Origin of the sequence: Bauldia sp., assembly GCF_965232525.1 — a bacterium.
Lineage (GTDB): Bacteria > Pseudomonadota > Alphaproteobacteria > Rhizobiales > Kaistiaceae > Bauldia.
In genome coordinates this window covers 1,229,857-1,249,458 of sequence record NZ_OZ246980.1, presented here as the reverse complement: position 1 = coordinate 1,249,458, position 19,602 = coordinate 1,229,857, and the positions used below count along the sequence as shown (strand labels likewise).

19 protein-coding genes are annotated in these 19,602 nt (G+C 63.2%); 7 read left to right on the top strand and 12 right to left on the bottom strand.

The annotated features are described in order from the left end of the window. The first annotated feature begins 45 nt into the window (after nt 1–45). The 3 genes from ACO076_RS05945 to ACO076_RS05935 are packed head-to-tail and all read left to right on the top strand — an operon-like array spanning nt 46 to nt 1,677. On the top strand, nt 46–1,239 hold the full coding sequence (locus ACO076_RS05945; protein ID WP_421725808.1) for a pyridoxal phosphate-dependent aminotransferase: 1,194 nt from the start codon (nt 46–48) through the stop codon (nt 1,237–1,239). A gap of 38 nt (nt 1,240–1,277) precedes the next feature. Beyond that, nucleotides 1,278–1,421: a hypothetical protein gene (locus ACO076_RS05940; RefSeq protein ID WP_421725807.1), complete on the top strand. Its 144-nt coding sequence runs from the start codon at nt 1,278–1,280 to the stop codon at nt 1,419–1,421. 25 nt (nt 1,422–1,446) lie between these two features. Continuing rightward, nucleotides 1,447–1,677, top strand: a complete 231-nt coding sequence (locus ACO076_RS05935) for a lysozyme inhibitor LprI family protein (protein ID WP_421725806.1) — start codon at nt 1,447–1,449, stop codon at nt 1,675–1,677. Nucleotides 1,678–1,717: 40 nt separating this feature from the next. On the opposite strand, the gene ACO076_RS05930 is transcribed toward ACO076_RS05935, so the two are convergent. The 4 genes from ACO076_RS05930 to ACO076_RS05915 all read right to left on the bottom strand — a co-directional run bounded on the left by ACO076_RS05930 (nt 1,718) and on the right by ACO076_RS05915 (nt 6,452). Further along, nucleotides 1,718–2,146 (bottom strand): hypothetical protein, encoded by a 429-nt coding sequence (locus ACO076_RS05930; RefSeq protein ID WP_421725805.1) that lies wholly within the window; start codon nt 2,144–2,146, stop codon nt 1,718–1,720. Between the two features lie 28 nt (nt 2,147–2,174). Then, nucleotides 2,175–2,687 (bottom strand): hypothetical protein, encoded by a 513-nt coding sequence (locus ACO076_RS05925; protein ID WP_421725804.1) that lies wholly within the window; start codon nt 2,685–2,687, stop codon nt 2,175–2,177. A gap of 303 nt (nt 2,688–2,990) precedes the next feature. Then, the gene (locus ACO076_RS05920) at nt 2,991–4,532 is read right to left on the bottom strand and encodes an MFS transporter (RefSeq protein ID WP_421725803.1); all 1,542 of its coding nucleotides are present in this window, start codon (nt 4,530–4,532) and stop codon (nt 2,991–2,993) included. Between the two features lie 729 nt (nt 4,533–5,261). Then, the gene (locus ACO076_RS05915) at nt 5,262–6,452 is read right to left on the bottom strand and encodes an acyltransferase family protein (RefSeq protein WP_421725802.1); all 1,191 of its coding nucleotides are present in this window, start codon (nt 6,450–6,452) and stop codon (nt 5,262–5,264) included. Nucleotides 6,453–6,548: 96 nt separating this feature from the next. Here ACO076_RS05915 and ACO076_RS05910 point away from each other — a divergent pair, with 96 nt between their 5' ends. Then, nucleotides 6,549–7,229, top strand: a complete 681-nt coding sequence (locus ACO076_RS05910; RefSeq protein WP_421725801.1) for a TetR/AcrR family transcriptional regulator — start codon at nt 6,549–6,551, stop codon at nt 7,227–7,229. On the opposite strand, the gene ACO076_RS05905 is transcribed toward ACO076_RS05910, so the two are convergent. Further along, the gene (locus ACO076_RS05905; protein ID WP_421725800.1) at nt 7,226–7,867 is read right to left on the bottom strand and encodes a bifunctional 4-hydroxy-2-oxoglutarate aldolase/2-dehydro-3-deoxy-phosphogluconate aldolase; all 642 of its coding nucleotides are present in this window, start codon (nt 7,865–7,867) and stop codon (nt 7,226–7,228) included. The genes ACO076_RS05910 and ACO076_RS05905 overlap by 4 nt on opposite strands. A 124-nt stretch (nt 7,868–7,991) precedes the next feature. Between ACO076_RS05905 and ACO076_RS05900 the strand changes: the two genes are divergently transcribed. Together ACO076_RS05900 and ACO076_RS05895 are read left to right on the top strand one after the other, a co-directional pair. Continuing rightward, nucleotides 7,992–8,618 carry a biotin transporter BioY gene (locus ACO076_RS05900; protein ID WP_421725799.1) on the top strand — a complete coding sequence of 209 codons (627 nt, stop codon included), beginning with the start codon at nt 7,992–7,994 and terminating at the stop codon, nt 8,616–8,618. Then, nucleotides 8,618–9,100, top strand: coding sequence for a hypothetical protein (locus tag ACO076_RS05895; RefSeq protein ID WP_421725798.1), 483 nt, complete (start codon nt 8,618–8,620; stop codon nt 9,098–9,100). The genes ACO076_RS05900 and ACO076_RS05895 overlap by 1 nt, the downstream gene beginning before the upstream one ends. 32 nt (nt 9,101–9,132) lie before the next feature. On the opposite strand, the gene ACO076_RS05890 is transcribed toward ACO076_RS05895, so the two are convergent. The 3 genes from ACO076_RS05890 to ACO076_RS05880 form a co-directional block, all read right to left on the bottom strand. Continuing rightward, entirely contained in the window at nt 9,133–9,501 is a 369-nt protein-coding gene (locus ACO076_RS05890; protein WP_421725797.1) for a hypothetical protein, read from the bottom strand. A gap of 24 nt (nt 9,502–9,525) precedes the next feature. Next, nucleotides 9,526–12,675, bottom strand: coding sequence for an isoleucine--tRNA ligase (ileS, locus tag ACO076_RS05885; RefSeq protein WP_421725796.1), 3,150 nt, complete (start codon nt 12,673–12,675; stop codon nt 9,526–9,528). 212 nt (nt 12,676–12,887) lie between these two features. Next, nucleotides 12,888–13,319 (bottom strand): nuclear transport factor 2 family protein, encoded by a 432-nt coding sequence (locus tag ACO076_RS05880; RefSeq protein ID WP_421725795.1) that lies wholly within the window; start codon nt 13,317–13,319, stop codon nt 12,888–12,890. 268 nt (nt 13,320–13,587) lie between these two features. On the opposite strand from ACO076_RS05880, the gene ACO076_RS05875 reads away from it, so the two are divergent. Then, a complete protein-coding gene (locus ACO076_RS05875) occupies nt 13,588–14,238 on the top strand; it encodes a LysE family translocator (protein ID WP_421725794.1) in 651 nt (216 codons plus the stop codon). Nucleotides 14,239–14,270: 32 nt separating this feature from the next. Here the strand turns inward: ACO076_RS05875 and clpS are convergent, their stop codons facing one another. From clpS to ACO076_RS05855, 4 genes are all read right to left on the bottom strand, one after another. Next, nucleotides 14,271–14,576: an ATP-dependent Clp protease adapter ClpS gene (gene clpS / locus ACO076_RS05870; protein WP_421725793.1), complete on the bottom strand. Its 306-nt coding sequence runs from the start codon at nt 14,574–14,576 to the stop codon at nt 14,271–14,273. Between the two features lie 46 nt (nt 14,577–14,622). Then, a complete protein-coding gene (locus tag ACO076_RS05865) occupies nt 14,623–17,004 on the bottom strand; it encodes an aldehyde dehydrogenase family protein (protein ID WP_421725792.1) in 2,382 nt (793 codons plus the stop codon). A gap of 15 nt (nt 17,005–17,019) precedes the next feature. Further along, nucleotides 17,020–18,036: a deoxyribose-phosphate aldolase gene (deoC, locus tag ACO076_RS05860; RefSeq protein WP_421725791.1), complete on the bottom strand. Its 1,017-nt coding sequence runs from the start codon at nt 18,034–18,036 to the stop codon at nt 17,020–17,022. Between the two features lie 185 nt (nt 18,037–18,221). After that, entirely contained in the window at nt 18,222–19,520 is a 1,299-nt protein-coding gene (locus ACO076_RS05855; protein ID WP_421725790.1) for a fasciclin domain-containing protein, read from the bottom strand. Between the last annotated feature and the right edge of the window lie 82 nt (nt 19,521–19,602).

Here is a 19,602-nt window from a genome sequence, read left to right as displayed (position 1 = left end):
CGGCGAAGAGAAGCGGCAAAATCAACGCCCCATGCGGGAGGCTCCATGCTGACGACCATCGCCGGCTTCGATCGGATCGGGGAAGAGAACGCCTTCACCGTTCTCGCCCGGGCCAATGCCCTGGCGGCCGAGGGCCGCGACGTCATCAATCTTGGCATCGGCCAGCCCGATTTCCGCACACCGGATCACATCGTCGACGCGGCGGTGAAGGCACTGCGCGACGGGCAGCACGGCTACACCGCGGCGAACGGAATCCCGGCGCTACGTGAGGCGGTCGCGGCCGACGTTCACCGACGGCTCGACATCGAGGTATCGCCCGAGCTGGTGATCATCGTGCCTGGCGGCAAGATCACCATGTTTTCGGCCATCCTGATGTTCGGCGAACCCGGCGTCGACATCCTCTATCCGGACCCCGGCTTTCCGATCTACCGGTCGATGATCGAATTCACCGGCGCGCGACCGGTGCCGATCCCGATCCGCGAGGAGAACGATTTCGCCTTCTCCGCCGAGGAGACCCTTGGCCTGCTCACCCCGCAAACCCGGCTGATCATCCTCAACTCACCGGCCAACCCGACTGGCGGTGTGACGCCCAAAGCGGAGATCGACAAGCTGGTCGCCGGTCTCGCCGAGCGGCCGGACATCGCCATTCTCTCCGACGAGATTTATGGGCAGATGACCTATGACGGGCTGCCGCACGTCTCGCTGCTCAGCTATCCTGAAATCCGCGACCGGCTGATCCTGCTCGACGGCTGGTCCAAGACCTACGCGATGACCGGCTGGCGGATGGGCTGGGCGATCTGGCCGCCAGCGCTCTACGACAAGATGCGCAAGCTTGCGGTCAACGCCTGGTCATGCGTCAACAGCGCCGCACAGTTTGCCGGGCTCGCGGCGCTGACCGGGCCGCAGGACTCGGTCGGCGCGATGGTCGCCGAGTTCGACCGCCGCCGGGCGATTGTCGTTGAGGGCCTGAACAAGCTCCCCGGTGTTTCCTGCATCACCCCGAAGGGCGCTTTCTACGCCTTCCCCAATGTCAGCGAAGCCGGCTTCAAGGCCAAGGACCTGGCCAGTCGCCTGCTCGAGGAGGAAGGCGTCGCGATCATCGGCGGCCCCGACTTCGGTGTGCTCGGCGAGGGGTACGTCCGTGTCTCTTACGCCAACTCGGCCGAAAACATCGAACGAGCGCTCGCCCGCATGGCCGACTTCCTCACCCGCAACCACAACACGGCGGCGGCGGAGTAGGGCCATTCCGATCAGGTTCCAACCGGAGAAAGATCCCAGTGAACCGCCTCGTTCTACTTACCGCTGCCATCTGGTTAACCACGCCCCTCGCCGCCGAGGCGACCCTCGACTGCGACAACGCCACCAGCAATGTCGAGATGACTGCCTGCATCTGGCAGGCGTACGAGGCGGCAGAATGCTGAGTTGAACGCGGTGTGGAAGCAGGTGATGGCAGCGATCACGCCGGACGACTTCCTGCCGGCGGACGCTGCGCAGGAGTGGAAGGCGGACCTACTCGCCGCACAGCGGGCCTGGATCACCTTCAAGCAGAAGGACTGCGACGCGGTCGCCTACGAATGGTACGGCGGCACAGGAGCCAACTTCGCTGTCGGCTCATGCCTTCACGATCACACCGTCCAGCGCACCAAGGACCTGCGGGAACGCTACCAGAACCGCTAGTGGAGGCGCCGCCGAGGACGCTGCCGCCCTTGCCGCCGGATCACTCTCGCATCAGCAGAAAGCACATCGTGAAGCGGTCATAGACCGTGCGCGAGTGGTTGCAGAACTCCATCTCGCCGTCCGACAGCAACGTTGCAGTCTGGGTCGAGTCGTCGTCGACCATCAGTAAAGTCCGATTGTCGAGGCGGATCACGCCCTGGACGGCCTCCGAGCCGAGGTTCGACGCAATTCTCCCGACGAAACCGCGACCGTCCTGCTCGTCGATCGTCAACGTTATGTCGCGGTCGCCAGGCTGAACGAACCGTGGTGCTTCGTCGGCTGCCGCAAGCTGACCGCCGCCACCTCGGACGCCGCCGGTGAATGTTCCGCTCCACACGCCGGTCACGTTAGGTGGGGCGTCTTGCGCGAGGGCCGGAACCGACAGGAACAGAACCCCAAACGTCGCAATTAGCGCATTTCGCAACGTCATCTCCTCCTCCTTACCGATTGAACAGTGCCTACGGACACCCCTCGAAGTCGGGCGGATCATCCGACACGCGGGTCATCGACCACTTACAGCTTTCGGCGACCAGACGGCCAACCTCGCCGGGCACCGCTTTCGATATGAACACCGTGTCGGCGGCAAACCGGAACGGAACGGTGCCGGTGCTGGCCGGGAAAAGTCGAACGAGTTCATTGTAGGGAAAACTGCTTTCGCAGACCTCCAGATAGCCGCTGACCATATCCCCCGATGCACTGGCCATCACCTCACCGCGATAGAATGACCGGGAAACACCAACGTCCGCATCGACGACCGCACCGGTCTGAACGTCGATGCGATCGCCGGTCTGCCTGATCGACAGGGTTAAGGCGCGTCCGAAACCGCCACCGGTACCGGCGCTCAGATGGTCGCAGACGAAAAAGCCCTCATAGACGCCCGACCAGGAGAACGGTTCCGCATGCGCCGTCGTGACCGCCAACGTTAGCGCCGCGACGGCGCCACCCACGAAACCAATCTGCGTCCGGCGCATCCAATCAACCTTTCTGATGGTCATGAGCGACCAGCCCCGCATTGCGGGCTTGCTTGAGGTAGCTGCGGCGCACGGGCACGGTCGCGCCGTCAATACGCTGACATTCGGCAGTCCGAGCCACTTCGCAAGCCACGTGTGGCAGAAATCAAGCGAAATAGGCACCACAAAGAACGTGCCGGACGTTACCAGGAGTCAATAGGCAAAGCACCGAGTCTGATCAAAAACGAGGAATGTGTCGAACGGCCCGGTGGCGTCCAGAAGAGCGCGGTGATCAAGAGCCATACGGCGTTCGCACCGGCTCGTTTATGGTGATGCCGGCTCCGTGGCCACCCGCTCTGTCCCCGCGCCACCCTTGGGCAGGGTCCAGAACGCCGCGATCGCCGCGAGCAGAGCGCCGACAGCCACGGCCGCCATGCCGACCGCATAGCCGGACAGAAAGGCCGATTCCGCTGCGGCGCGAAGCGGATGGTCTGCTTCGGGCAAGAGGCCGAACCGCGGTGCGTCCGCTGGGGCTTCAGCCCGATAAACAAGGCTCGCCACGGCGCCGATGACCGCGACCGCGATAACCCCCGCGAGGCGGCTGGCAGCATTGTTGACCCCGGACGCCGCACCCGACTTCTCCTGGGGCGCCGCGTTCATTACCGCCGTGGTCAGCGGCGAGACGACGACACCCATACCCACCGCGAGAATGATCGCGGGGACCATGACCCCCAACCAAAAACTGTCGAGACCCAAAGCAAGAACCCCGCAGCCAACCGCGACCAGGAGCGGCCCGACAATCAGGAACGGACGGGGACCATGCCGGTCGGCCAGTGCCCCCATCCAGCGGGACATGAAGCCGATGATGAGGCCGAACGGCAGGATCGTCAGACCAGCTTCGGCCGTCGTCAGCTCACGGCGGACGAGGAGATCGAAGGGAAGCAGGAACAGGGACCCGCTCAGGGCCCCATAGAGCAGCACCGTGACCATATTGCCGCCGGTGAACACGCGCGAGCGGAACAGCTCCAATGGCATTACCGGGTTCCGCACCCGCCCCTCGACCGCGATGAACGCCGCAAGCAAGATGATACCGACCACGGGCAGGCCAAATTCGAGCAGTGGCAAGCCGCCGGGTTCACCGATCGCGATCAGGCCGTAGGTGACGGCCCCGAAGCCAAGTGTAGCCAGCAGCGCGCCCTGCCAGTCGACCGAGCCGACGGCGTGCTCGTCGCGACTCTCGGGGATGTGCTTGAGCGCCAGCCAGATCGCCACGGCCGCAATTGGCAGGTTGATCCAGAACGCCATCCGCCAGGACAAGAGATCGATCAGCAAACCGCCGAGCGGCGGCCCGAGCGCGGTGGTAACCGCGGACGCGGCCGCCCAGGTACCGATGGCACGCCCACGAATCTCCTTGGGATAGTTCGCCGAGATCAACGCCAGGCTCTGCGGCACCAGTAGCGCCGCCCCGATCCCCTGCGCGACCCGCGCGACGATCAGAAACAGCACCGTCGGTGCGATGGCACAGGCGACCGAGGCAATGGCGAAGACGACGATGCCAATGACAAACACCCGCCGCCGGCCGATTCGGTCGCCAAGGCCGCCGCCGACCAGCATCAGCGCACCGAGCATCAGCAGATAGCTGTTCAGCACCCATTGAAGGTCGCGGATGCTCGCGTCGAAACCTGCCTGGATCACCGGCGCGGCGATGTTAACGACCGTACTGTCGATGAAGGCCATCGCCGAAGCGAGGATCGTGGCGGCGAGCACATAGGGGCGGGAGGCCGGCAGGCACCCCTTGTCGCCGGGATCCTTTGCCGCAAGCCGCTGATACGCCCGACCTTGCGGTGCAAACGGTCGATGGGTCATGGCAACACTCCGCGGCTGCCGGCGCCGTTCGCCGGTCCCCAAACATAGGCGCCACGGCAGGGCGCGTCAGCCGATCTGCGGTAGTTACTGGTCTGCGCCTCACGCGCGAACAAACGAAGGTCAGCACAACGCACCCCAGAAGCAAACTTCTCGGTGCAGCCCAAAGCTCGGCCTTCGACGAGATCGCGTCCGCCATCCGACGTGCGACGCTCTCCCCGCTATCCCCAGATTTCCCAGCCGGCCGGATTGGCGCTTTGCTTTGGCGGGCGACTGGGTCACCATCCTCATACCGCGAGAGCTGGTTGAGGCCGAAAGGGCTAATCGGACGTTCGAGATCAGTTTTCCAGCGGACCGCGCCGGCGGGAGAAGCGAAAGCCGATCACGTCGGAGATGCCCAGCGGAACCGCTTGCGAGGAAGGGCGGCAGCGATGTTGCGCGGAATCGACAGGTGGGCCGGTGATCCCGTGAACGGCGGCGAAACCGTTCGGCGGGCGTCGCAGAGACCGCAAGGTCGCTTGCGACGGTGCATTTCGGAAGGTGTCCAGCAATGGAAGCCGTTCGGAAAGCACGCCTCAGATCGGTCGGCTTGACCACGCGCGCCCTCGGGCTGCGCAGGAAGAGCGGATTGACCTGACAGGGAGGCGTCGGTTGGGGCAACCCGGGCGGCGCCTTTCTGTCGTTTCGGGTCCGTTTCTATCCATGCGTCTTAACCATTTCGGCCGAATCGCTTCAGATCACCCGAGCGACAATCGGAATCTGGCGAAGCGCGATGATCACCGCGAAGCTCACGGTCAGGGACAGCGCGGTCACAATCAGGAATTTGACGAACGGCCCGAGCGGTAGCGCCAACAGGGCAAAGTTGAAGCCGACGACGACAAAGATATGAATGAGGAACACGCCGTAGGCAGCAGGTCCCAGGCGTGCCAGCCATTTCGACGGCACGCTCCAGTGTTGTCGCCCGTAGACCAGTAGCCCCACGCTGAGCCCCACGCAAACGACCGCTTCCCAGAGCGGGAAGACGATGCCTATCGGTACGTCGCGGAGCAAATCAAGGCCGGCGAAATCCCGCAGATAGCGAACCGCATACCACCCCAGGGCCGCTGTCAGCCCAATCGTCAGCCACAGGGACCCGGTCCGGTGAGGCAAGGTTACGCACCACCCGTTGCGTCCGGCAATCGTGCCCGCCGCGAACATCAGAACATATTGCGGCATGTGGGCGGGCTCAGCGGGAATGAAGCCGAGGAGATTGACCCAGGTGTCCTGCGGATAGGCGCTACGGGCGAGGCCGCCAACGATCCATATCGCCGCGACGAGCGCCAGAATCGACGCGAAGGTCGGCGGTGGCGCACTACCTGGGGCGGTCAGTTTCGGGAACACCGCCGCGAGCAGAACATAAACGATCGAATAGGCCAGGAGGTGGAGAACAAACCACAGCGGGCCGAACTCGACGTCCCATTCACCGATATAGGTGGCCAAGTAGTAGGACCAGAATCCTGATGTCTCGCCGGAAAATGCGTAGCCGACGACCGCGAAGAAGCCGAAACCGAAGATCAGTGGCGGTAGGCCAAGCCGGATCAGGCGATCTCTGAGGAAACGAATCGAACCCTTCCGGGCAAGAGATCCAGCGACAAAGTAGCCCGAGATCATAAAGAAGAAGCCCATGAAGAAGGCCGCGTTGACGCTGAAGAAGGGCCCGAGAAGATTGGTGCGTTCCGCCTCGAAGACCGGCCATCGTCTTCCGGTCGGCCCATATGCCTGCGCCGCATGATGAGCGACCACTAGCGAGACGAGCAACACCCGAAGCCAGTCGACATAGTAGAGTGGGGATCGCTTGCCGAGATCGTGACCAGCCCCGCCGCGATGATGCGTAGAAAGGGCAGTTGCCTCGCCCTCAACGCCGCTTCGCTCCAGTGAAGACATAACAAAACCGCCATCTTGACGCTGCCAAGTTTATTGGCGCGCCAAATCTTGATAACGTCAAGATTAAGAATCATGCGCTTAGGAGCCGATGCCGTCATGGCTGCCGCAACGACCGACCAAGCTCCCGTGGGAGTTGCCCCACCTGATGCCAACCGTCACAGGCCCTACCACCATGGCGATCTGCGCGCGTCGCTGCTTCAGGCCGCTGAGCAAGAGCTGGCGGAGAAGGGCATCGAAGGGTTCACGCTACGCGGTTGCGCGCGACGTGCCAGTGTCTCCCACGCGGCCCCGGCGCACCACTTTCGCGATGTCCGTGCATTGTTGACGGAAATCGCCAGAACCGGCTTCGAACGCCTGTCGGCAACAATGAGCGCGCACGAGTCGGGTATCCCGATCGGGTCGATCGACTATCTCATCGCGGTCGGACGGGGCTACGTCGCGTTTGCGATCGCCAACCCTCAACTTTTTCGCCTTCTCTTCCAGAAGAACCGCCTGAACACGAAGGATGAGGGCTTCCGCTCAGCCGGAAACGATGCATTCGACCATCCGGTTCGCGCGGTCGGCGCCTACTACAACAGCGATGCGCGCATGTCCGATCCAGATCTGGCGAATCAGGTGATCGGCATGTGGTCGCTTGTTCACGGCCTAGCGGAGCTGCTCCTGACGACCCAACTCGCCAACCGTTTTGACGCAACCGGCAAGGAGATCGCCGACCGTCTGGTGCCAGCGACGATTCGCCAGTTCTTCCTTGGGCCGGAGGCGTCGGCAAGCCGCTAGGCAGCGCGGAGCGCGACAGCCTCGCGGGATAGCGCGGTAATGCGGGTCCAGTTCCCGTTCGCGACCGCGTCCGCCGGCGCGACCCACGATCCGCCGACGCACATCACATTGGCAAGCGACAGGTAGTCGACGGCATTTGCCGCATTGACGCCACCGGTCGGGCAGAAGCGCACATTAGCGAGCGGCGCCGCGAGCGCCTTGAGATAGGCCACGCCACCGGCGGCTTCGGCCGGAAAGAACTTGAGCGTCGAGAACCCCTGCTCCGCGAGCGTCATCGCCTCACCAACGGTAGCGACACCCGGCAGAAACGGGGTCGGAGCATCGGACGCGGCCGCAACCAGACGGGGCGACGCGCCCGGCGTTACAACAAAGCGGGCGCCGGCATCCACTGCATGAGTGAACTGAACGTCGTCGAGCACAGTGCCCGCGCCGACATCACAGTCTTCCACCTCGCTTGCGATTGCCCGAATACAGTCGAGAGCCGCCGCTGTCCGCAAGGTCACTTCGATCGCGGTCAGACCGCCGGCGACCAAAGCGCGCGCCAAGGGGACGGCCGCATCGGGGGATTCAATGGTGAGTACCGGGACAACCGGAGCGGCCGTCAGGATCTTGTGGAGGTCTATGTCGCGTTGCTGCATGCGCGCCTCTTTAGCGGACGGAGCGACGGCTGCAAAGTGCAATTGCAGGATCGCTTGTCGCGCCTTTTCATTCCCCGTATAGCTGACCTCTGACACAAGACTCAGCCAGGAGCGCGCGAACATAATGTCGATGCCATCCAACGGAACGGGCCGCGCGGCTCTGGCCGAAACCCTGCTCCCGGAAGGGGCAACCCGACTGGTCGGCGCCGTCCTGCTGGTGTTGGTCGGCACCGCCATTCTCGCGATCTCCGCCAAGATCAAGGTCCCGTTCTGGCCGGTCCCGATCACGCTGCAGACTCTTGCGATCATGGCAATCGCCGCTGGCTACGGATCGCGCCTGGCGGTTGCGACGGTCCTTGTCTATTTCGCCGAGGGTGCTCTTGGGCTGCCCGTGTTCACCAACACGCCGCCCGCGGTCGCCGGACCGGCCTATTTCCTCGGCCCGACCGGTGGCTTTCTCGCTGGATTCATCGTGCTGGCCTACGTGGTCGGTAAGGCAGCGGACCTGGGCTGGTCGCAGTCGTTCGTGAAGCTCTTCGCGGTGATGATCTTCGCCGACGTCATCCTCTTCGCGCTCGGGTTCGCCTGGCTCGCTTGGTTCGCGAACTTGTCGAACGGCGCAACCGGTCTTGGCGTCCAGACCGCCTTCACCGCCGGGGTGGCGCCATTTATTCTCGGCGACCTCCTCAAAATCGCGCTCGCGGCCTTGGCCGTGCCGGCGATCTGGGGGCTCGTCAGAGCCCGAGACTGATGCGCCGGCCGTTCCGCTTTCTGGCCCTTGCCGTCTTTGTTGGGCCGTCTGCTCTGCCGGTACACGCCGAAGAAGACGGACCGAACCTGTTCTTCTTTGTGGATCAGGCTCAGATGGCCACGATGGCGGACGGTGAACTCGTGCTCGAAGGCATGGACGCTCATCTGCTTGCGGTCCCAGATCGCCCGATGCGGGAGGCGCACGTCATCTCCGTCGAGGATTTCCTGGATCAATGGTCCCAAGGCAGCGACAGCTTCGCGCATGTCCCTCCCAACGCCGTGATATCCGGCGTTTGGGAGGACGTTCCTTCGGCGCTTGTCGTCGAACTGACAACGCCTGAGGTGGAAGGGACGGGACTACGGTTTCGCTACGAGGTCCTCGAGGGGGAGCCTGTTCGCGAGCTGCGCGAGGTTACGCTGGTGATCGACGCGCGTCCCTGTCCTCCTGAGATCTGCAATCCTCAGGTCACCGACGTCCGATAACATCGCGATGGCGGAAACACAGAGGCGCCTCGTCACGCCTTCGGTTTCCGCTTGGTCGGTTTCGGTTTCAGCGCGCTGACATAAGCGAAACTCGCCTCGACATAAGGCTTGAGTTTCGCCGTATCGGACAAAAGCCCGTCCGGGATGGCGACGTATTCTTTCATCACCCGGCCGTATTCCTCGCAGAGCACCGTGTCGTGGCGCTCCAGGAACGCTTCGCGGTCGCCGGCGGCAAGTCGCAAACCCATCTGCCCGTCTTTGTTCAGAAAGCTGAACATATGGCCGTTGACGGAGGTGTAGGGCATCGTTGCGCCCTTGCGCTCAACGCCCGGAATCGCAGCGATTACTGCCTCATAGAGCGCAACCTTGTCGGCCGGCGCAAGTGCGGCCTTCTTCGCCATCACCGACCTCCATGCACGACCGCCTTAGCCAGCGACGCGAACGCCGATGGCGATGGGCTCGTTGGCTAGGCTTGCTTCGGAGACGAAGCCGGCCGGTGCCTCTACAGCATCGTAGGACACCGCAAGAGTCTCGCGCTTGACCGTTTCGAGATGCGCCGCGATGGCCGCATCGGCAATCGACCCGGCCTTCACCTCGATCTCGATCCGATCGGCAACGTTGAAGCCGGCGTCCTTGCGGGCGACCTGCACAAGCCGGATGAAGTCGCGGGCAACCCCTTCCTGTTCGAGCGCCGCGTCGACGTCGGTGTCGAGTACGATCACCCCGGCTGAACCGTCAAAGCTCGCCGCATCAAGCCCTTCGTTGGCCCGGAACCGCAAATCGAATTCGTCGGCCTGGAGCACCTGCCCGGCCACCTCGACGGCACCGCCATCCAGACGCCGCCAATCGCCGGCTTTTGCCGCCGCCAGCACGTCCTTCATCGCCTTGCCGAGCCGCTTGCCGGCGACACGGGCGTTCACCGCCAGGACCTCCGCTCCGAACGCAGCCGGGTCGGCTTCGAGCACCACTTCCTTCACGTTGGCCTCCTCGGCGATCACGTCGGTCAGTGGTTCCAACACGGCGAACTCGGGATGCGCGACGGTCAGCCTGCGCAGTGGCAGGCGGTTGCGGAGGTTCTTTGCGGTGCGGATCGACGCCGCGGCGGAACACACAGAACGCGCCAAATCCATCCGTGCTACCAGTTCCGTATCGACCTCGAACGCCGATGCATCCGGCCAGTCCTGCAGGTGAACGCTTTTGCCGTCGCAAAGTGCCCGGTGGATGGTCTCGGTCAGATACGGCAGGAATGGCGCCATTGTCCGCGCCAGCGTCACCAGCACCGTGTAGAGCGTGTCGTAGGCCGCAGCTTTGTCGTTGTTCCGTTGAGAACTCCAAAACCGCTCCCGCGAGCGGCGGATGTACCAGTTGTTCAGCGCTTCGATGAACGGCGACAGCGCATCGCAGGCACCGGCAAGGTCGAGCCGATCCATGGCGGTTTCAACCGTCCGCACCAGATCGGCGGTCTTGCCGAGGATATAGCGATCAAGTTCCGCATCCGCCGAGGTGATCAGCTTGCCCTTGATGCCGTCGATATTGGCGTAAAGCGTGAAGAACGAATAGGCGTTCCACACCGGCAGCAGCACCTGGCGCACCGCATCGCCGATCGCTCGACCGTCCTTGGGCATGGCGAGATCGCCGCCGGACAGAAGCGGCGACGAGATCATGTACCAGCGCAGCGCGTCGGCCCCGTGAGTGTTGAACATTTCCACGGGATCCGGGTAATTCTTCAGCCGCTTCGACAGTTTTTGCTTGTTCTCGTCGAGGACGATCCCGTGCGCAATCGCCGAGCGGAACGGCGCCTTGTCGAACAGGGCGGTGGCCATCACCATCAGCGTGTAGAACCAGCCGCGGGTCTGGCCGACATATTCGACGATGAAGTCGCCGGGGAAGTGGCTGTCGAACCACTCCTTGTTCTCGAACGGGTAATGCACCTGGCAGAAGGGCATCGACCCGGACTCGAACCAGCAGTCGAGCACGTCCTCGACCCGTCGCATGGTCGACTGACCGGTCGGATCATCGGGATTCGGTCGAGTCAGCTCATCGACATAGGGGCGGTGCAGATCGTCTGGTCGCACGCCGAAATCGCGCTCGATCTCGTCGAGCGAGCCGTAGACGTCGACACGCGGATAACGCGGGTCGTCCGATTTCCACACCGGGATCGGCGCGCCCCAGTAGCGGTTGCGGCCGATGTTCCAGTCGCGGGCATTGGCGAGCCAGTTGCCGAAGATGCCCTCGCCGACATGTTCGGGCATCCAGGTGATGTCGCGGTTGAGCTCGACCATCCGGTCACGGAAGGCGGTTACTTTCACGTACCAGGACGGGATCGCCTTGTAGATCAGCGGCTGATCAGTCCGCCAGCAGTGCGGATAATTGTGCTCATAGGTCTCGTGACGCACCACCGCGCCATCGGCCTTAAGATCGCGGATGATCGCCTTGTTGGCCTCGAACACGTTGCTGCCGGCGTAGGGCGGCACCTCGTCGGTGAAATTGCCTTCAAAATCAACCGGATCGATAACGGGAATGCCGGCCGCCTGCGCCACCGCCATGTCGTCTTCGCCGAAGGCTGGCGCGATATGGACCACGCCCGATCCCTCTCCCAGTTCGATGAACTCGCCGCCGAGCACCACGAAAGCGTTCTCGGTGTTGGCGAAGAACGGGAACAGCGGACGATACCGCCGACCGATCAGCTCGGCGCCTTTGAGGCTGCCCACCTTGACCCAGTCGGCCAGTTCCTTGGCGTAATGCTCGCGCGAGGAGTCGGCGAGGATCCAGTGCTCGCCCTGCCGTTCCATCAGCGCGTAATCCGCCTCCGGATGAACTGCCAGCGCCAGGTTGGACGGCAATGTCCACGGCGTGGTCGTCCAGGCGAGTAGCTTGGGCGCGATGGTCTCCCCAGCCTTAGGCTCGAATTGAAACGTGACCGTGATCGCCGGGTCCTGGCGCGCGCGATAGGAGTCGTCGAGCCTGGTTTCGAAGTGCGAGAGAGGTGTCTGGGCGGCCCACGAATAGGGCACCACCCGGTAGCCCTCATACACCAGCCCCTTGTCCCACAACTGTTTGAACGCCCACATGGTCGATTCCATGTAGGAGAGGTCCATGGTGCGATAATCGTTCTCGAAATCGACCCAGCGTGCCGCCCGGTTGACGTAGTACTCCCAGTCGCCGCGGAACTGCATCACCGACGTGCGGCAGTGCTCATTGAAGCGTGCGACGCCGTATTTCAGGATGTCGCGCCGGCCGGAGAGCTTGAGCTCCTTTTCCGAATGGAGCTCAGCCGGCAGCCCATGGCAGTCCCAGCCGAAACGCCGCTCGGCGAGCTTGCCACGCATGGTCTGGTAGCGCGGCACCACGTCCTTCACGAAACTGGTGACGATGTGCCCATAGTGCGGCAGTCCGTTGGCGAAGGGCGGTCCGTCATAGAAAACGAACTCATCGGCGCCCTGTTCACGCCGGCGATCGATCGACCCCTGGAAAAGCCCATTCTCGACCCACCACGCGCCGATTTCCTCTTCCAGCTTGGGAAAACTGGGACTGGCGTCCGCCGCCGGATAAACGGTTTGCTTGACGTCACTCATGGCTTTCTTGGCATTTCAAAAATCGGCGGGATCGATACAGCGTTTAGTGCCATTCGGCCACCCCTGCCGAAGACCCTATTATGTGGGTATGACCCCGGCGGACGGTCAACCGGTTGAGAAAGCATAGCAGCCCCGCCATCGGCGAGGCCAAAATCTGCTCGCGAAGAGCGGTGTGGCCTTCTTCTACGACGCCAGTGGCGCCGCCTTTCGATTTACCGGATCGGCGCGAAGTTGCTGTGTGCGACGACGAGCCAGTCGTCACCATCCTTGCGAAACACCGTCATACGCGGCGCAAAGGCCTGAACCACCTGGCCGTCAAGGGTTTCGTTGACGTTGATCTTGTAGGTGGTCACGACCACGTCCCCGTCCCCGGTTACAATGAGGTCTTCGATAACCGGCATCTCGGCAATGATGGGAAGTTGGCTGGTTGGATAAGTGGCTGCATCAAAGCGATCGCCGTTCGCCCTTTGGATTTGAAACTCCGGCGCAATCGCGGCAGCGACGGCATTCTCATCGTTGCTCATCACCGCGCCCCAGAAATTGGTGATCGCCTCGCGCGCCTGCGCCGACAGGTCAGCAGGTTCGCTCTGGGCGCCCGCAGGGACAACCGAGGACAGCCACGCACCGGCCGCGCCGTAGATCATCACCGCAACCAGAACCACCAACGCCCGCTTCACGACATCCGCCATCTGACTTCCCAGCTCCTAAACCCCGAATCGGGGAATGGTACTAACTTCCGCCCGTTAAGTTTATGTGTAGGTCAGCCCGGAAAGCCCGCCTTACGGCGACAAACTGACCCACTCGTCAATCTTAGCGATGAGCCGACGGCATTGCAGTGTCGAGGGTCACAAACGGCTAGCCGCGCCGGGCATTGATTGCCATAGTGCCGGCGAGTCTTAAGAGGTGGCAGCGATGACAGGCAATGCGTTCGTCAGTCCGGAATATCTAGCGACCGCTTTCCTTGTGGTCCTCGCTCCCGGCACCGGCGTCATCTACACCTTGTCCATCGGCGTACTACATGGGGCCCGGGCGAGCGTCGCTGCCGCGCTCGGGTGCACCTTCGGCATCGTTCCCAGCCTCACCGCCAGCGCCCTGGGGCTCGCGACGCTGCTGCACACCAGCGTGATCGCATTCCAAATCGTCAAGATCCTCGGGATCGCCTATCTGCTCTACCTCGCCTGGGACATGTGGCGTGGATCGGGCACTTTGCCTACGTCGAGCGATGCGGAAGCCGAACCCGACCAGAAGTCAGGTTGGTCATGGGCGACGATCGCGGTCCGCGGCGCAGCCATCAACATTCTCAACCCCAAGCTGGCGTTGTTCTTCACCGCGTTCCTGCCGCAGTTCATCCCCGTCAACGCAACGGATTTCGTCACCCGGTTTGCGGTGTTAAGCGGCATCTTCATGATTCTCACATTCGTGGTGTTCGTCGGCTACGGCATGCTGGCAAGCGGAATCCGGCATCGGGTGCTCAGCTCGGCGCGGGCGACACGATGGATCCAACGGACCTTCGCCGCCGCCTTCGCGGCCTTTGCGGCGCGGCTCGCTGTTACGGAGCGGTAGGCCGGCGTGAAGCGTGCGCCGTTCCGCGACACTTACTCTTCGGGTTCGGTGGTGAACAGCAGCGGATAGCCGGCGCTCTTGCCGAGGTCGGTGGCTTCGGTCGCCTTGGACTCAGCGATGTCCCTGGCGAAGACCGCAACAACACAGGCGCCCTTCTGGTGGGCGGTCAGCATGACCGAGTAGGCCTCCTCCTCCGTTGTGCGAAAAACCGCCTTCAGAACCATCACGACGAACTCGCGCGGCGTGTAGTCGTCATTGACGAGGATCACCTTGTGCAGGCGCGGCCGCTCGGTTTTCGGTTCGACTTTGGTTCGTCGCTTGGTGTCGGTGTCGGCCATTGGTTCGAATCCCTCGGAGCGTCACCCCATCAAGAGCTGTTGGCGCCTACTCGCCGTAAGGCACCCAGATGTTCTTGACCTGGGTCGCGTGGCCAAGGATTTGGCGGCCACCGCTGATTCTGGCGTTGTACCATTGCCGCGCGACGGTCTCGGTCCAGGTCTGCTTCAAGTTTCCGATCGATGCCCGTTCCACCGATTCTGCCAGATCCGGCGGTCCGAAGGCCCAGATGGCGTCGACCGCGTCGTGTTTGGCGAGCTCAAGCCCAAGCGCGCGACGGTCTCCGGTGATGATATTGACGACGCCGCCGGGCAGATCGGAGGTCTCCAGCACCTGGTAGAGGTCGGTGGCGGCCAGCGCCTGACTTTCCGACGGGACGATCACGGTGGTGTTGCCGGCGGCAATCGCGCCGGCCATCAGTGTGACGAAACCAAGCAGGCCGGGCGTTTCCGGTGCGACGACGCCGACAACACCGACCGGCTCATTCATCGCCAGCGCCAAGCCCCGGAACGGTGGCCGGTGAACGACGCCTTCGTATTTGTCGGCCCAGGCCGCGAAATCGAACAACCGGTCGACCGACACGCGGACTTCACGCCGCGCCTTGCCGCGGCCTTCGCCGGTCAGCGCCGACAGGCGAACGGCGAACTCGGCTGACCGGGCGTCCAGATTTTCCGCAATGTAATAGAGGATCTGCGCGCGCAGGTGTTCGCTCGCTACTGCCCATCCGGTTGCCTTGCGCGCCGCCTCCACCGCATTGCGGATGTCCTTACGGTTGCCCTCGCCGACTTCGCCGATCAGCGCGCCGTCGGCACCGGCGATCGGCCGCGCATAACCGCCGTCAGGTCGCGCCTGCTTGCCGCCGATATACATCTTGGCAGTCCGGTCGATCCCAGTGGCATCGACGGGCGCAATGCCAATCGGTGCGGACTGCTCCGCCGGTTCGATAATCGGCTCCGCATCGATGAGCCAGGCGGGCTTCATGTAGGCCGACAGACCCTCGCGGCCGCCTTCGCGGCCGTATCCGGACTCCTTGTAGCCGCCGAACCCGGAACCGGCGTCGAACAGGTTGGTGGCGTTGATCCAGACGACGCCGCATTTCAGCTTCGGTGCGATGTCAAGCGCGAGGTTGACCGACTCCGACCAGACGCTAGCCGCCAAGCCGTACTCGCTGTTGTTGGCGAGCGTCACCGCCTCATCCGGGGTGCGGAACGACATGGCGACGAGCACCGGGCCGAAGATCTCGACGCGGGCACAGGTCGATGCCGGCTGAACGCTGGTCATCAACGTCGGCGGAAAGAAGAAGCCGTTGGCCGGCAGCGCGCATGGCGCCTGAAAAACCTCCGCGCCCTCCTCGGCACCCTGCTCGACCAATGCTCTGATCCGATCGAGCTGAACCTGGTCGACAATCGCACCGACGTCGATCGCCTTGTCGAGAGGCTGGCCAACCCGAAGCGTTTCCAGACGAAGCTTCAGCTTGTCGATGAGCTTGTCGTGCACTGATTCCTGTACCAGCAGCCGCGAGCCGGCACAGCACACCTGGCCCTGGTTGAACCAGATGGCATCGACGACACCTTCGACCGCCGAGTCGAGATCGGCATCGTCGAAGACGATGAATGGCGACTTGCCGCCGAGTTCCAGCGTCAGGCTCTTGCCCGACCCGGCCGACGCTTCCCGTATCCGTCGCCCGACTTCGGTCGAACCGGTAAACGCCAGCTTATCGATATCGGGATGCTTGACGATCAGTTCGCCGGTCGACCCGTCGCCGGTGACGATATTGACGACGCCCTTGGGCAGCCCTGCCATTCTGCAAATGTCGGCGAACAGGATGGCTGTCAGTGGTGTGAACTCGGCCGGCTTCAACACCACCGTGTTCCCCAACGCAATCGCCGGCGCGATCTTCCAGGCGAGCATCAACAGCGGAAAGTTCCAGGGAATGATCTGGCCGCAGACGCCGACCGGCACCCGGTCGGGAAACTCGGTCTTCATCACCTGCGCCCAACCGGCGTGATGATAGAAGTGCCGTGCGACCAGCGGGATATCGATGTCCCGGGTCTCACGGATCGGCTTGCCGTTGTCGAGCGCTTCGATCACTGCGAACAAGCGGCTGTTCTTCTGAATCATCCGGGCGAGGGCGTAGAGGGACCGAGCGCGCTCGTGCCCGGGCAGCGCCGCCCATTCCGGCTGCGCGGCGCGCGCAGCCGCGACGGCGGCCTCGACGTCAGCGGCATCGGCGGCCGCCACCTTGGCGAGGACAGCGCCGGTCGCCGGGTCGCGGGTCTCGAACCAGGCTCCGCTGTTGGGCTGGCGCCAATCGCCGTCGATGAACAGGCCGGTCTGGCCGTCGTGCTGCTTCAGCCAATCCCGGGCCGGGCCATCGCCTTCCGGCGCGGGGCCGTAGTCGAGATCGTCAAGAATCTCCGCAACGGACATGGTGCCTCCGTCGTCTCAGGCGATCGCGTGGTGATCGAACGATGCGTAGCGTCCGGTCACGAAGTATTCGAGCTGGCGCTCGATGTCGGCAAGCAGCGACGACGCGCCGAACCGGAATAGCGCCGGCTCCAGCCAGGCGTTACCCAGTTCCTCCTTCATCAGGAACTGGTAGGTCATCGCCGCCTTGGCGGTCGAGATGCCGCCCGCGGGCTTGAAGCCGACCACATGGCCGGTCGACTCGCGATAGGCGCGGATCGCGCGAACCATGACGAGCGCCACTGGAAGCGTCGCGTTGACCCCTTCCTTGCCAGTCGACGTCTTGATGAAATCGGTGCCGGCCATCATCGCCACGAACGATGCGCGCCCGACATTGCGGAGCGTCCTGAGATCGCCGGTGCCGAGGATCGTCTTCATGTGCGCGGGCCCGCAAGCAGCCTTGAAGGCTTTTACCTCCTCGTAGAGGGCCGGCCAGTCGCCGTTCAGAACATGCTCGCGGGTGATGACAATGTCGATCTCATCGGCACCGGCTGCGACCGACGCTTCCACCTCGGCGAGCCGCGTCTCGAATGGCGCGAGCCCAGCAGGAAACGCCGTCGAGACCGCCGCCACCGGGATATCGCTGCCGGCGAGCGCCGCCTTGGCGGTCTCGATGAACCGGTGGTAGACGCAGACCGCCGCGACCGTGATCCGCCGGTCGCCGAGGCCGAGCGCTTCCTTCAGGTCGATGCGGAGCGGCTGCCGCGCCTTTGCGCACAGGCGCTCCACCCGCCCCTTCGTATCGTCACCGGACAGCGTGGTCAGGTCGATACACTGGAGCGCCTTCACCAGCCAGGCGGCCTGCCATTCCTTCTTGACCGTTCGCCGGGTCGGGAGGGTCGCCGCCCGGCGTTCGACGGCGGAGAGATTGACCCGAACCCGCGCGACCATCCCGAGATCGAGCGGAATCCCGGGGTTATCGGGATGCAGCTCCGGCCGCGTGTTCGGCAGATGATGAACCGATGCGGATTCGCGCGGCGCCGTGGGCGAAGTCATGGCGATCTTGTCTCGTTGAAATGCTGAGCGAGACTTCTACCACCTTGAGCGTCCTTGGGCGAACCCGGTGAATCCGCCTGGCCCGAAGGATCCGAAACTGCCGATCGGCGATTGATCATTGCGGCGACAGAAAAAGACGGGCCGCGCAGACCGCGCGACCCGCTTCCTGGTTCAGTTCAGACTGATCAGACGAAGTCGGTATCGAAGTTGAACTTCACCGCCGGGATCAAAGCCGCCGGATCGACGTCCGACGGAATCCCGTTCAGTTCGATCGTTCCAACCGGGTGGCCGATCAACAGGTCGCCGTCGTTGGATGCGCCGAGCGTCACGACATTGGCGTCGATCAGATCGATCAGTTCCAGCTCGTTGAGGTCGCCACTGGTGGCGGCCAGCGAGTCGATCGTGCCTTGATCGAAACTCGACATATCGAGCACCAGCTTGTCACCTTCGGCAATGTTGAAGTCAGCAACGACGTCGTCTCCCTCCAGCGCTTTGGCTTTACCGTTGCTGTCGCCGAGGTTGTTCGGGTTGAAGACAAACTTGTCAGCACCGGACCCGCCCTTCAGGAAGTCGTCGCCAGATCCGCCGACCAGGATATCCTTGGCCCTGCCGCCGAACAGGTGGTCATTGCCATCATCGCCTTTGACGGTGTCCTTACCGCGGCCGCCGCGGCCGAAGTCGTTGCCGTCGCCGCCGGAAAGATCGTCCTTGCCGCGATTGCCGAAGAGATTGTCGTCGCCGTCATTCCCGGCCAGGAAATCTTTCTTACGTCCACCATGCAGGAAATCGTTGCCATCGCCGCCGTTCAGCACGTCCCGGCCACCGTTGCCTTTGATGATGTCAATGCTGCCGCCGCCATTGGCGACATCGTGACCCTTCCCCAGGACAATCACGTCGGGAAGTTCGCTGCCGATGACAGCATCATTCCCGTTGCCTACGGCAAGAAGGCCTCCATCATTGAAGTGGATGTCGAACGGAAGAAGCACCTTGTCGATGACATGCACGACGCCGTTGTCGGCTGTCAGGTCTGTCAACGACGGATCAAAGGTCGGGTCGGCAAGATCTGGTTCCTTGTCACCCAGCATCTCGCCCGACGGCTTAATGTTGAGTCCGGCCAGCGTGTCGATCTTGTCTTCGGCCTGAACCTCGGCTTTGGACTTTTCGCCGGGCGAGATGTGGTAGGATACGACCTTCTCTAGGAATGCCGTCGGGTTGTCGACCGGCGAGAGGGCCGCCGAAGCGCCCACCAGCACGTTGATCGCATCGGTCTCGTCGGTGACAGTCGGGTCAATCACCTTCGCAAGATCGATGAACGCCTGATCGGTTGGGGCGAAAACCGTTAGGTTCTCATTAGGATCGAAGGCGGCGCCCAATACGCCGGTCTGGTTCGGATCGATTGCCTGCAGCGCGGCAAGCAAGATGTCAAAAGCTTCTAGCCCTTCACCGCCGGAATTATCCAGGACGATATCTGCGATCGTAGCCACGAAACTCTCCCTTTTTTTCGGCGCCGTCGCTGTGCGATCGAGGAGGGCGCCAGTGAGCGTGTCTCAGCTCAGATAAAACGAA